Below are 13987 nucleotides of genomic sequence, written 5' to 3'. Positions count from 1 at the left end.
TTTAACATATATTTGCCACTACAAATCTAAATTAATTAATGCAATTTCTAATTTATATTATTGTTTATCCTTTTTTATGGATGACATCCAGATTACCTTTTAAATTATTGTATCTAGTTTCTGATGGTCTTTACGTATTACTATACCGCATAATAGGTTATAGAAAAAAGGTGGTCAACAACAATTTAAGACTTGTTTTCCCTGAAAAAACAGATAAAGAAATAGCTGTTATTAGAAAAAAATTCTATAAACATTTATGTGATATGTTTCTGGAAATGGCAAAAACCATGTCAATTTCTGAAAAAGAGTTAAAAAAACGTTTTAAAATTAACAATCCAGAAGAGTTTAAACGTTTAGAATCTTTAAATAAAAGCATTATTTTAATTTTTGGTCATTATGCCAGTTGGGAGTGGTCTATAGTACTTCAGAATTATATAAACTTTAAAGGGCTGGCTGTTTATAAAAAACTAGCAAATCCATATTTTGATAAGTTAATTAGAGACATACGATCCAAATTCAACACAACGCTTATTAGTACTAAAGAAACCATAAGTATTATAAACCAAACCGAGTCCAACGGTATAAAAAGTATTACTGGTTTTTTAAGCGATCAATCACCCAAACTAACCAAAGATGTATATTGGAGCCAGTTTATGGGAATTAAAACGCCATGTTTTACTGGTGCAGAACGTTTAGCAAAAAAATTAGATTTATCTACTGCTTACTTAAAAGTAAACAAAGTAAAACGAGGATTTTATGAAGCTGAAATTATAACACTTGCAGAAGACTCTAATAAGTATAAAGATTATGAGTTAACAGATCTATTTCTTAAAGAAGTAGAAAAGCAAATTCATGAAGCTCCTGAATATTATTTCTGGACTCATAAACGCTGGAAACATAAAAAATAATAATCCTTCATAGCAAGTTCTATAATTTATACTTTACTTAAATCACAAAACTGTAGTACAAAAAAGAGGCTGTCTAGAAAGTCTATAAGTTGTCATTTTGAGCGCAGCCGAAAAATCTCAATACGCTGGTATTCAAAATGTTTAATTTAAAGAGATTCTTCATTTCATTCTGAATGACACTTTTTTAGACAGCCTCATAATTATTATATGATTCGATAGTATTATGAGTTGGCAATAGTGCCTATCTCTTCAATAAATTTATCAGCCAATGCATCTGCTTCCTTTTGAGATTTTGCTTCAGTATAAATTCTAATAATAGGTTCCGTATTACTTTTACGAAGGTGTGCCCAACTTTCGGGGAAATCTATTTTTACACCATCAATAGTCGTTAACTGTTCATTTTTGTAACGATCTTCTATGGTACTTAAAATACCATCAACATCTAAATCCGGTGTTAATTGAATCTTCTTCTTACTCATAAAGTAATTAGGATATGTTTTTCTAAGTTCACTAACACTTATATTTTTTTCGGCCAGTAAACTTAAAAACAAAGCAACTCCAACCAATGCATCACGCCCATAATGAGATTCAGGGTAAATAATACCTCCATTACCTTCTCCTCCAATAACAACGTTATTCTTCTTCATAAGCTTTACAACATTCACCTCTCCTACCGCACTAGCTTCGTAAGTACCACCATGTTTTTCGGTAACATCTCGTAATGCTCTTGTAGAACTCATATTGCTAACAGTATTACCTGGTGTTTTGCTCAAGACGTAATCTGCACAAGCTACCAAAGTATATTCCTCTCCAAACATCTCTCCATTTTCATCCATAAAAGCTAAACGATCCACGTCTGGGTCTACTACAATACCAAAATCAGCACCATGTTTTTTTACAGCATCAGATAAATCTGTCAAATGCTCTTTTAAAGGCTCAGGGTTATGTGGAAACTCCCCATTAGGCTCACAATACAGTTTTATAACATCGACACCTAATCGTTCTAAAAGTAATGGAATTGCTATACCTCCTGTTGAATTCACACCATCTACTACAACTCTAAAACGTGCCTGTTCAATAGGCTTTACTGTGACTAATGGTAAATCTAAAACCTCAATAATATGTAAATCTATGTACGCTTTGTTTTTTGTTATTTTCCCTAAACTATCAACATCTGCAAAATTCATATTATTGCTTTCTGCTATATCTAAAATTTTAGCACCTTCGATAGCATCCAAAAACTCCCCTTTTTCATTTAGTAATTTTAAAGCATTCCATTGTTTTGGGTTATGACTTGCTGTTAATATAATACCGCCGTCTGCATGTTCCATAGGTACTGCAACTTCTACTGTTGGTGTTGTAGAAAGTCCTAAATCAATAACATGAATCCCCATACCTACTAATGTATTCATTACTAAGTTTTGGATCATTTTGCCAGAAATACGAGCATCTCTACCAACAACTACACGATAGTTTTCTTTTTCTCTATTCTGTTTTAGCCAAGTACCATAGGCTCCTGCAAATTTAACAGCATCTATAGGTGTCAAATTTTCTCCTACCTGTCCGCCAATAGTTCCTCTAATTCCTGAAATTGATTTTATAAGTGTCATGTTGTTATTTTTCAAAATTTTAGCAAACCTACATATTTTTTTTAGCTTGTATTTTAATTAGACTTAAAAAATGACAAATAGAAGAATTTTAAAGTTAAAATACCTTCCTAAAATTTGAATTCGTAAATTTCACAAATGAACTACTTAGCGCATATTTATCTTTCGGGAGAAAATGATTTAATTACTATTGGCAATTTTATTGCTGATGGCATAAAAGGAAAAGACTATAAAACGTATCCTAAAGACATTCAAATTGGTATCTTATTACATCGAAATATAGATACTTTTACAGATGCTCATAAAACCGTTAGAATAAGCACCAAAAGATTACACGAAAAATACGGGCATTACTCAGGTGTTATTGTCGATATTCTTTACGATCATTTTCTTGCTAAAAACTGGCATAAGTACAGTACAGTTCCTTTGGACAAATACGTGGCCTCTTTTTATGATTCTTTAGAAGAACATTATAACATACTGCCTTCAAGAATACAAAAGATAATGCCATACATGATAGCCAATAATTGGTTATTAAGTTACGCATCTATCGATGGGATATCCAGAGTTTTAGATGGGATGAATAGAAGAACTAAAAATAGATCTGCAATGAATGAAGCCATCGTTGAACTTGAAGCGTTCTATAAAGAATTTGAAAATGAATTTACGATGTTTTTCAATGAATTAATTACCTTTTCGAAACAAACACTTAAAGAATTAAGCAAAGCATAAATTATGAAACGACTACTTTATATAATCTTATTATGCATCCTTTATACTTCATGTAAAAAAACGGTCGAGCCCAAAAAGACAGGGTTAATAACAAAAAATGCCATGGTAGTCTCTGCAAGAGCTGAAGCTTCAGAAATTGGTAGTGCCATTCTTAAAAAAGGAGGCAATGCGTTTGATGCTATGGCTGCCATGCAATTAGCTTTAGCTGTTGCCTACCCGTATGCAGGAAACATAGGAGGTGGTGGTTTTATGGTATATCGAAAATCTAATGGTGAGATAGGAGCTTTAGATTATAGAGAAAAAGCACCATTAGCAGCTACTAAAGACATGTATCTGAATGAGAACGGAGACGTTATTCCTGAAAAAAGTACCCTAGGAGCTATGGCAGTTGGAGTACCCGGATCTGTAGCCGGCATCTTTGCTGTTCATGAAAAATTTGGCAGCTTACCTTTAGAAGACATTATAAAACCATCTATTAATTTAGCTAACAAAGGGATTATTGTTACCAAAAAGCAAGAAGCCAAAATAAAAAGATATCAGCCCTATTTTTTTAAAGCTAATAAAGATTCTATTCTATTTAACAAAGTATGGAAAATGGGCGATACCATAAAGTATCCTGCGCTTGCTAAAACATTAGAACGTATTTTAGATCATGGAAAAAATGAATTTTATAAAGGTGAAACAGCTAAACGACTGGTAAGGTTTATTCAAGAAAATGGTGGTATTCTTACCGAAGAAGATCTGGCAAAATACACCGCTAAATGGCGTACACCAACGACATTTATGTATGATGATTTAAAAATTATTTCTATGTCACCACCATCCAGTGGAGGTATTTGTTTAGCGCAAATAATGACCATGATTGAACCGTATGATTTAGACGATTTCGGACATAATTCTGTTAAATCGATTCAAGTTATTACAGAAGCAGAACGCAGAGCTTATGCTGATAGGAGTTTTTATTTAGGAGATCCAGATTTTGTCAATATTCCAGGTGATACATTAATAAGTAAAACCTATTTAAAAGATAGAATGCAGAGTTTTTCTTTTGAAAAAGCAACGGCATCAAAAGATGTATCGCATGGCAATGTTCAAGTCATTGAAAGCGATGAAACCACCCACTACTCTATTATCGATCAATTTGGCAATGCTGTATCTGTAACCACAACTATAAATGGTGCTTACGGTTCAAAATTATATTGCTCAGATTTAGGTTTCTTTTTAAACAATGAAATGGACGATTTTAGCAGCAAACCTGGTGTTCCTAATATGTTTGGACTCATAGGTGGTGATGCCAATAGTATACTCCCTGAAAAACGCATGTTAAGCGCTATGACTCCTACTATTGTTGAGAAAAATGGTAAATTGTTCATGGCCGTCGGAACACCTGGTGGGTCCACCATCATAACCTCTGTTTTACAAACTATCCTCAATGTACATGAGTATAATATGACCATGCAGGAAGCAGTAGATGCCCCTCGTTTTCATCACCAATGGTTACCAGATGAAATTAGAATGGAACCAAATTCATTTGATAGCACATTGACTTCTCAACTTAAACAACTAGGATATACTATAAACGAAAAAGATTCTCCTGTAATTGGCAAGGTCGACGGAATACTTGTTTTAGACGATAACTTGTTAGAGGGCGGTGCAGATCATCGAGGTGATGATACTGCTGTCGGTTTTTAGAGTATTTCTTTTATTAAGATGATAGGATTTAATAATTTAGATCTCTATTTTACAGAAAACGATAAAAGTTTTTTATGCCTAAAAAACCAAAAAAAATAGTAAAAATAATAACTGGGGTGATTATATTTCTCACCTTACCCAGTTTATTGTTCTTTGGTTTTTTATTCTTTAAATTTAATGAAGACTTACCAAATGGTGTTCAAGGAGAAGAAGCCGATGCTTTAGCTTATAAAATGCTTGAGGCTTTAGATTATGATGCTTTTAAGAACACCAATTATATTGAATGGACATTCAAAAAAAGACATCATTACGAATGGGATAAAGCAAAAAACATTTGTAAAGTTTACTGGAAAGAGTTTAAGGTAAATTTAGATTTGAACGATCATAGCCAAAGTAAAGCTTATATACATAGTTTTAAAGTGGAAAAAAATATGTCTGAAGAATTAATAGCCAAAGCTCTAAATTACTTTAATAACGATTCATTTTGGCTAGTAGCACCTTATAAGGTTTTTGATAAAGGTGCAGAACGCAGGCTAGTAAAACTTGAAAATGGAGACAACGCACTTTTAGTTACTTACACCACTGGCGGATCTACACCTGGAGATTCTTATTTATGGTTGTTCGATAATACGGGTAAACCTAAAGCCTTTAAAATGTGGACTTCTATACTGCCGATAGAAGGTTTAGAAGCCTCATGGAGCGATTGGACAACGACAGAAAGCGGTGCTCAACTACCTACATTTCACAAACTGCTTGTTTTAGGCTTGGAGATAAATCACATTAAAGGTTCGATCGATTAATAAGCTTTAAATAAACACCTCTTTTACTTACTCCTCTGCCCAACAAAATTATGGCTCTTCGATTTAAACAACACATTAAAACTAGTTAAACTGCCATAAATTCTGGTAATATATTGTTGCAAATCTATCTTTCCTTGTTCATCTAAATCACTAGAGTTAATACGTTGCTCCATAACACGTAATCGGTCTCTAACCATCGTTATTTTATGAAAAAACGTGTCAATTGGTAATTCATAAGACTTTAAACTCTCATCCCCTGGCTTTAAAATTAGCTTACCTCCTTTATACTTATCTGCAATAGGCACAACTTCACTCGTATCACTCCACTTTTTTAAAATATTGACTAAACTACTTTCAACATCAAAAAAACTAACTGTATCCACATCGCCATCTGCAGCTTCAATAACCTCAAAATCACTATCCAAATCTATAGTTTCTAACCCGTTTTCAATAAAAGTCACCCAATAATGTTGAGTTGTTACATTAGTTACAACACCCTTCCCATATTCTGAATGATTAATCCTTGAACCTATTCCTAATAATTTCATATTAATATTTTTAAATTTTATAAACGTGTAAATTTTAAATTCATCATACTCTGAAAATAAAATGTAGAATTACATTTTGACTTCATTGACCAAATATGCTAAATATTTTCATAAATTTTTGTTAAAATCGTAATAAAAACAGTTTTCAAAACACCCCTTTAAAAAGGATAGTATAAAACAAAAAAAATGGGTTAATTAGAAGTTAACACTTACTAAAAAAACGTCTATTAACACAAACATATGTTTTTCTTTAAAGCCCCCCTGTTTACTAATAGGTTAATACTATTTTTAAGCACTCGAAAACCCAGTAGTATCTAGAAAAATGGTTGGAAAAACGACAATAAACGCGTATCTTTATTTTAACTTGTTGTTTAACCTAAAAAGCCTTTTATTTATGAAAAATTTAATTTTTGCAATGTTATTTTTTAGCTTTTGCTTTTTCACAAATGCACAAGATAACCCTAAAATTGGAGATGAGTTAATTATTAACGCTCCTCAAAATGTGAGCTATAACCATATAGACTTTCCAAGACTAAATTTTCTAGTTAAAAAAGGACGATTAGCAAACTACAAAAATGTTTATGGTAATAAGGTCATTGTAAAAGATATTATAAATGAAAATAATGGTATCACTTATGTTGTTCTTAAAAAGAAAAATGGGAAAAAATTCTTTGGATACCTAAATACAGTAAAAGCAAATTATAGCAAATCTATAGAATCGGGAGAATTAGCAACGGTTACCCCATAGTCTAAATAACAATTATAATATTTAAAACTTTACAAGCTTAAAAGCACTCTAAATGGAGTGCTTTATTTTTTAAAACCTATCCTCTTGAAATTGTTTCATATTACCTCAAAAAGAGTTCTAAGTCTAACTAAAAGTTTACAAAAATTTAACTTCTAAAATCGTAACTTCGCAGTTTTGCGATTTTTATGAGCCAATTTGACGATTTAATCGAAGTAAAAGGTGCCCGAGCACATAACTTAAAAAATATAGACGTGTCCATCCCCAGAGAAAAACTTGTAGTCATTACAGGCTTATCTGGAAGTGGAAAATCATCATTAGCCTTTGATACTATTTATGCAGAAGGGCAACGACGATACATTGAAACGTTTTCAGCCTATGCAAGGCAATTTCTTGGAGGCTTGGAAAGGCCTGATGTTGACAAAATTGACGGGCTCTCCCCAGTTATTGCTATCGAACAAAAAACGACAAGTAAGTCGCCTCGTTCTACAGTAGGTACTATTACTGAGATTTATGATTTTATGCGCTTATTGTTCGCAAGAGCTAGCGATGCCTACAGTTACAATTCAGGAGACAAAATGGTAAGCTATAGTGATGAGCAAATTAAAGAACTCATCATTAATGATTTCAACGGGAAACGTATCAATATACTGGCACCTGTAGTTCGATCTCGTAAAGGACATTACCGCGAATTATTCGAACAAATAGCAAAACAAGGCTTTGTAAAAGTAAGAACAGACGGTGAGATTAAAGATATAACAAAAGGCATGAAGCTGGATCGTTATAAAACCCATGATATTGAAATTGTTATCGACAGGTTAGTCATAGACACCTCTACAGACAACGACAAACGTCTTACCGAAACCATAAATACCGCAATGTATCATGGTGAAGATGTACTTTTAGTTATTGACCAAGATACTAACGAAACCCGCTACTTTAGCAGAAATTTAATGTGTCCTTCTTCTGGAATTTCATATCCAAATCCAGAGCCTAATAATTTTTCTTTCAATTCCCCTAAAGGAGCTTGTTCCCATTGTAACGGTATTGGAGAATTATATCAAATAAACGAACAAAAAATTGTTCCTGATGATAGCCTATCAATAAAAGCAGGGGCATTAGCACCTCATGGTCCCGAAAAGAAAAGCTGGATATTCAAACAGTTCGAAACCATTGCTCAGCGTTACAACTTTAATTTAACCGATGCCTACAAAGATATTCCCGAAGAAGCCAAACAAATGATTTTATATGGTGGGAATGAAAAATTTTCTGTGGAAAGCAAAACACTAGGTGTTACCCGCGATTACAAAATAGATTTTGAAGGTGTTGCAAACTTTATAGAAAATCAATACAAAAATGCCGAATCTACATCGCTAAAACGTTGGGCCAAAGATTATATGGACAAGGTTAAATGTCCAGAATGTAACGGTTCTAGATTAAAAAAGGAATCACTCTATTTCAAAATAAATGATAAAAACATAGCAGAACTTGCCAATACAGATGTTGTTGAGCTAGCTAATTGGTTCAACAGCTTACATAAACATCTATCTGCCAAGCAATTTAAGATTGCAGAAGAAGTTTTAAAAGAAATAAAATCCAGACTACAATTCTTATTAGATGTTGGGTTAGATTATTTATCACTAAATAGAAGTTCTAAGTCATTATCTGGAGGTGAAGCACAGCGTATTCGTCTGGCAACCCAAATAGGCTCTCAATTAGTAGGCGTATTGTATATATTAGACGAGCCTAGCATTGGCCTACACCAACGTGATAATGAAAAACTGATTAATTCGTTAGTAGCACTCCGTGACATAGGAAATTCGGTTATTGTTGTAGAACATGACAAGGATATGATAGAACGCGCCGATTATGTTATAGATATCGGACCAAAAGCAGGAAAGCATGGTGGTGAAATAATTAGTATTGGTAATCCTGATGAATTAAAAACACATAACACATTAACTGCCGATTATTTAAACGGTAATAAAGAAATTGAAGTTCCTAAAAAAAGAAGAAAAGGCAATGGTAAGTTTTTAGAATTAAAAGGCTGTACAGGAAATAATTTAAAAAATGTATCGGTTAAATTTCCTTTAGGAAAAATGATAGGAGTTACGGGAGTTTCAGGCAGTGGAAAATCTACACTAATTAATGAAACCCTATACCCCATTTTAAATGCCCATTATTTTAATGGCGTAAAAAAACCAATGCCCTATAAAAGCATTAAAGGCTTAGAACATATTGATAAAGTAATTGATATCAACCAATCCCCTATTGGAAGAACACCACGAAGCAATCCAGTAACATATACAGGTACTTTTAGCGAAATTAGAGCCCTATATGCGAAAATTCCAGAAGCCATGATACGTGGCTACAAAGCGGGTCGTTTTAGTTTTAATGTAAAAGGAGGCCGTTGTGAAACTTGTCAAGGTGGTGGTCTACGAGTTATTGAAATGAATTTTCTTCCAGACGTATATGTTGAGTGTGAAACCTGCCAAGGAAAACGTTTTAATAGAGAAACTTTAGAGATTCGTTATAAAGGAAAGTCAATTAGTGATGTATTAAACATGACTATTAACGAAGCGGTTGAATTTTTTGAGCACATTCCTAAAATATATAATAAATTAAAAACCATTAAAGATGTTGGATTAGGATATATTACACTAGGCCAACAAAGCACCACCCTTTCTGGTGGAGAAGCGCAACGTATTAAACTGGCAACAGAATTAAGCAAACGAGACACAGGAAACACTTTTTATATCCTTGATGAACCTACCACAGGGCTACATTTTGAAGATATACGAGTCCTTATGGTTGTACTTAATAAATTGGCAGATAAAGGCAATACAGTTCTCATTATCGAGCACAATTTAGATGTTATAAAAACCGTTGACCATATCATAGATATTGGCTACGAAGGTGGACAAGGTGGTGGAGAAATTATTGTTGAAGGCCCTCCAGAAGATATTATTAAACATAAAAAAAGCTATACCGCTAAATTTCTAAAAAAAGAATTGAATTAGTAAACCGTATTTAAATAGTAGTATACATAGAGCAAGTCAAGTAGAAAATATCTAAATTTGGTGAAGTTGATATTTATGTAAAATTTAAATACGCTAAAAAAACAGACAAATACATAAACTTATATATATGAGAAAGGAACAACATCATAAAGGGTGGAATGAAATAAAAACAAATGATTCTTGGGCTATTTTTAAAATAATGGGGGAATTTGTTAATGGTTTTGAAAAGATGAGTAAAATAGGCCCTTGTGTGTCTATTTTCGGATCTGCAAGAACAAAACCAGAAGACAAATACTATAAATTAGCAGAAAATGTAGCAAAAAAGATTGTGGAAGCAGGATATGGTGTTATTACCGGGGGTGGCCCTGGAATTATGGAAGCTGGAAATAAAGGGGCTCACCTAGCTGGTGGTACCTCCGTAGGTTTAAACATTGATTTGCCTTTCGAACAACATGACAACCCATATATAGATACAGATAAAAGTTTAGATTTCGATTACTTCTTTGTTCGTAAAGTTATGTTTGTTAAATACTCCCAAGGTTTTGTAGCCATGCCAGGTGGTTTCGGGACTTTAGATGAGTTATTTGAAGCCATAACACTCTTGCAAACACATAAAATAGGAAAGTTCCCCATTATTCTGGTGGGTAAAGATTTTTGGGAAGGTCTGTTGGATTGGGTAAAAAAGACTTTGTTGGATAGATTCTCAAATATAAGTCCAAAAGATTTAGATTTAATTCATTTGGTAGACACAGAAGATGAAGTTATAACTATTCTTGACGCATTCTATAAAAAATCTGGTTTAAGTCCTAATTTCTAAATATTATAGCTTTTTTACGACTAAGTAGTTACCTAGTGTTATCATTAGTAAATTTTAAAACCGCAGTATTTTGTTATATTGTAAAGCCTTGTTTGAATTATTAACCGCTAAATGTTATATAATAAATTGAAATTACGTCTCTCTAATTACATCATTATTATTCTAATAAGTTTTTCGAGCTTCAGTCAAAATAAGATTGACGTAAAGGCTGTTTTTGATATTGAAAACAAGCAAATCAAAATATCACAAACTATTCAATACCAAAACACTACACAAGACGAATTACAAACTATTTATTTAAATGATTGGAGCAATAGTTATTCAACAAAAAAAACACCACTAGCAATACGAATTGCTGATGAATATAAAAATGATTTTCATTTAGCAAAAAACAGAGATAGAGGGTTTTCTGCTATCACTTCCATTAAACAAAATAATCAAGACCTCGTATTTGAGCAACTAAAAGATCAGATAGATGTTATTAAAGTAGCGTTAAAAGACCCTTTAAAACCAAATGATTCATACAGCATAAACCTTGAATATATTGTCCAAATTCCAAATGCAAAATTCACAAGTTATGGTATTACAAATTCAGGTGATTTAAATTTAAGGTATTGGTATATTACACCAGCAGTTTATAATGGTGAATGGCAATACTATAGCAATAAAAACTTAGATGATTTATTTATACCAAAATCTGATATTACGCTAGAAATCGAACATCCAAACAGTTACACGCTAACTTCAGAATTAGATTTAATTAACAAAGAACAACTTACTAACAGACAAATAGTTAAGCTTCACGGAAAAAACAGAAACAACAATAAATTATTTTTAAGTAAAGGCTCGAATTTCAAAACGATACAATCCGATAATTTTGCATTAGTTTCTAATATAGATGATGATGGTTTAGAAATAATAGATCGCGTTTTAATTACAGAAAAAGTCACAAATTTTATTCTAAAAAACTTTGGGGAATATCCACATAAAAGACTTTTGTTAACTGAAATTGACAATGTAAAAGATCCCGTTTACGGTCTAAATTCTTTACCTAAATTCTTAAAAACCTATCCCAATCATTTTCAATATGAGCTTAAACTATTAAAAATTGCATTGCACAACTATTTAGAAAATACGTTACTTGTAAACCCAAGAAAAGAACAATGGCTATTAGATGGTATTCAAATTTATTATTTAATGAATTATGTACAAGAATACTATCCAGATATGAAATTCCTCGGAGCCTTAGCCAAAATCTGGGGGATTAGATCTTTTCATGCTGCCGACATGAAATTTAATGACAAATACACACTAGCGGTCATGTCTTCCTCTAGAACAAATAGAGATCAGCCACTAACGATGCAAAAAGACTCGCTACTTAAGTTTAACGCCAATATTGCCAATAAATACAAAGCAGGTATTGGACTCAAATATTTAGACGATTTTATAAATAGTCAAATACTAGAAAATAGCATAACATCATTTGTATTAGATAATAAGTTAAAACATACCACAACTAAAGACTTTGAATCCTATTTAAAATCTAAAACCGACAAAAATATTGATTGGTTTTTTAAAGATTACTTAAGCACCAGAAAACAAATAGATTTCAAAATAAAGCAAGTATCCAAAACAGAAGACTCTATAACACTTACCATAAAGAATAAACAAAAGAATAATATGCCTATTTCTTTATATACCTTAAAGAATGACAGCATTATTTCTAAAACATGGATAGAAAATGTAACTGAAAGCAAAACACTTACAATCACCAGAAACAAAGCAAATAAGCTTGTTTTAAATTACGAAAAAACAGTTCCGGAAATCAATACAAGAGATAATTGGAAATCGTTAAAAGGCTTCTTTTTTAACAATAAACCTTTTCAATTTAGACTTTTCAAAGATATTGAAGACCCCTATTACAATCAAGTGTTCTTCATGCCTACTGCAGAATTCAATAATATTTATGATGGCTTCACTTTAGGGATGAGAGCTTATAACACAACCGTTTTAAGAAAGCTTTTTAAATACAAAATTGAACCGTCATACGCTTTTAAATCCAAAACCTTAACAGGCTCTGCTTCACTGCAAAGAACACATTACTTTAAAAAAAATCTATATGCTATTAATTATGGCATCGCAGGAAGTTACACCTCTTATGCTGAAGACTTATTCGTTAGACAAATAAAACCTTCTGTAACATTCTTTTTTAGAAAGGATGATGATTTACGATCGAACAAAAGACAATCATTAAAGTTTAGATATTTAGATATAAAAAGAGATGAAGACGTTAATAACATCTCCCCTACATTTAGTCCAAACTATAAGCTCTTAAATATTCGTTACCGAAATTCAGATGACAACCTAATAAACTTCAATAAATGGTATGTCGATTTTCAAGTTGGAGAAAAATTTAGCAAAATATCTTTTAATTACGAATATAGACGCCTTTTTCAAAGCAACAGACAATTAAATTTACGTATGTTTACTGGTGCTTTTATAAAAAACAAAACCGACATAACTTCAGATTTTTTCAGTTTTGCATTAGACAGGCCAACAGATTACTTATTTGATCTCCCCTATTTGGGTCGTTCTGAAGCCACAGGCATATTTAGTCAGCAATATTTAGACGTCGAAGGCGGATTCAAATCTAAATTAGAAACACCTTTTGCAAACCAATGGATTAGTACCTTTAATGCAAGTACCACATTATGGAAATACATACTAGCATACGGAGACATCGGGTTTCTTAAAAACAAATTTGACGATCCTCACTTTGTATATGATTCTGGTGTGAGAATTAATTTAGTTACCGATTATTTCGAAATTTACTTTCCTATATATTCTAACCTTGGCTGGGAAATTGGCCAACCCAATTATGATGAAAAAATCAGATTTAAATTTACTGTAGATCCACAAATACTTTTAGGCCTTTTTAGAAGAAGATGGTACTAATTTTTTAACGAATAATCATTTTTAACCTATTTTTGTTGAATAATTCATATTATAAATCCTTTTTTATGATTATTATTAATAATACGTCAAAAATTTAGACGCCTAAAAAATTGGAAAAACGACAAAGTTTTGCTACTTTTGCACGAGCAAAAAGCACAGCTAA

10 protein-coding genes are annotated in these 13987 nt (G+C 32.2%); 8 read left to right on the top strand and 2 right to left on the bottom strand.

Features of this window, described 5'->3' with window-relative positions; translation table 11 throughout:
* The first annotated feature begins 38 nt into the window (after positions 1-38).
* Complete coding sequence (locus Q4Q39_RS09680; protein ID WP_303282232.1) at positions 39-908, top strand: lysophospholipid acyltransferase family protein; 870 nt, start codon at positions 39-41, stop codon at positions 906-908.
* A gap of 221 nt (positions 909-1129) precedes the next feature.
* Here Q4Q39_RS09680 and glmM read toward each other — a convergent pair whose 3' ends face one another.
* Complete coding sequence (gene glmM, locus Q4Q39_RS09675; protein ID WP_303282231.1) at positions 1130-2518, bottom strand: phosphoglucosamine mutase; 1389 nt, start codon at positions 2516-2518, stop codon at positions 1130-1132.
* A gap of 135 nt (positions 2519-2653) precedes the next feature.
* Here glmM and Q4Q39_RS09670 point away from each other — a divergent pair, with 135 nt between their 5' ends.
* From Q4Q39_RS09670 to Q4Q39_RS09660, 3 genes are all read left to right on the top strand, one after another.
* The gene (locus Q4Q39_RS09670) at positions 2654-3247 is read left to right on the top strand and encodes an acyl carrier protein phosphodiesterase (RefSeq protein ID WP_303282230.1); all 594 of its coding nucleotides are present in this window, start codon (positions 2654-2656) and stop codon (positions 3245-3247) included.
* Between the two features lie 3 nt (positions 3248-3250).
* On the top strand, positions 3251-4939 hold the full coding sequence (ggt, locus tag Q4Q39_RS09665; protein ID WP_303282229.1) for a gamma-glutamyltransferase: 1689 nt from the start codon (positions 3251-3253) through the stop codon (positions 4937-4939).
* Positions 4940-5013: 74 nt separating this feature from the next.
* Positions 5014-5739 carry a hypothetical protein gene (locus tag Q4Q39_RS09660; RefSeq protein ID WP_303282228.1) on the top strand — a complete coding sequence of 242 codons (726 nt, stop codon included), beginning with the start codon at positions 5014-5016 and terminating at the stop codon, positions 5737-5739.
* Between the two features lie 23 nt (positions 5740-5762).
* On the opposite strand, the gene Q4Q39_RS09655 is transcribed toward Q4Q39_RS09660, so the two are convergent.
* Positions 5763-6287, bottom strand: a complete 525-nt coding sequence (locus Q4Q39_RS09655; protein ID WP_303282227.1) for a DUF8685 domain-containing protein — start codon at positions 6285-6287, stop codon at positions 5763-5765.
* A gap of 394 nt (positions 6288-6681) precedes the next feature.
* Here Q4Q39_RS09655 and Q4Q39_RS09650 point away from each other — a divergent pair, with 394 nt between their 5' ends.
* The 4 genes from Q4Q39_RS09650 to Q4Q39_RS09635 all read left to right on the top strand — a co-directional run bounded on the left by Q4Q39_RS09650 (position 6682) and on the right by Q4Q39_RS09635 (position 13824).
* On the top strand, positions 6682-7035 hold the full coding sequence (locus Q4Q39_RS09650; RefSeq protein ID WP_303282226.1) for a hypothetical protein: 354 nt from the start codon (positions 6682-6684) through the stop codon (positions 7033-7035).
* A gap of 185 nt (positions 7036-7220) precedes the next feature.
* On the top strand, positions 7221-10052 hold the full coding sequence (uvrA, locus tag Q4Q39_RS09645) for an excinuclease ABC subunit UvrA (RefSeq protein WP_303282225.1): 2832 nt from the start codon (positions 7221-7223) through the stop codon (positions 10050-10052).
* A 127-nt stretch (positions 10053-10179) separates the two neighbouring features.
* Entirely contained in the window at positions 10180-10869 is a 690-nt protein-coding gene (locus Q4Q39_RS09640; RefSeq protein WP_303282224.1) for an LOG family protein, read from the top strand.
* Between the two features lie 126 nt (positions 10870-10995).
* Positions 10996-13824 (top strand): gluzincin family metallopeptidase, encoded by a 2829-nt coding sequence (locus Q4Q39_RS09635; protein WP_303282223.1) that lies wholly within the window; start codon positions 10996-10998, stop codon positions 13822-13824.
* The last annotated feature ends 163 nt before the right edge of the window (positions 13825-13987 follow it).

It is taken from the genome of Flavivirga amylovorans, from assembly GCF_030540875.1.
In the GTDB taxonomy this organism is placed as follows: domain Bacteria; phylum Bacteroidota; class Bacteroidia; order Flavobacteriales; family Flavobacteriaceae; genus Flavivirga; species Flavivirga amylovorans.
Note: the sequence above shows the minus strand (reverse complement) of the source record. Positions and strands in the feature narration are given on the sequence as shown.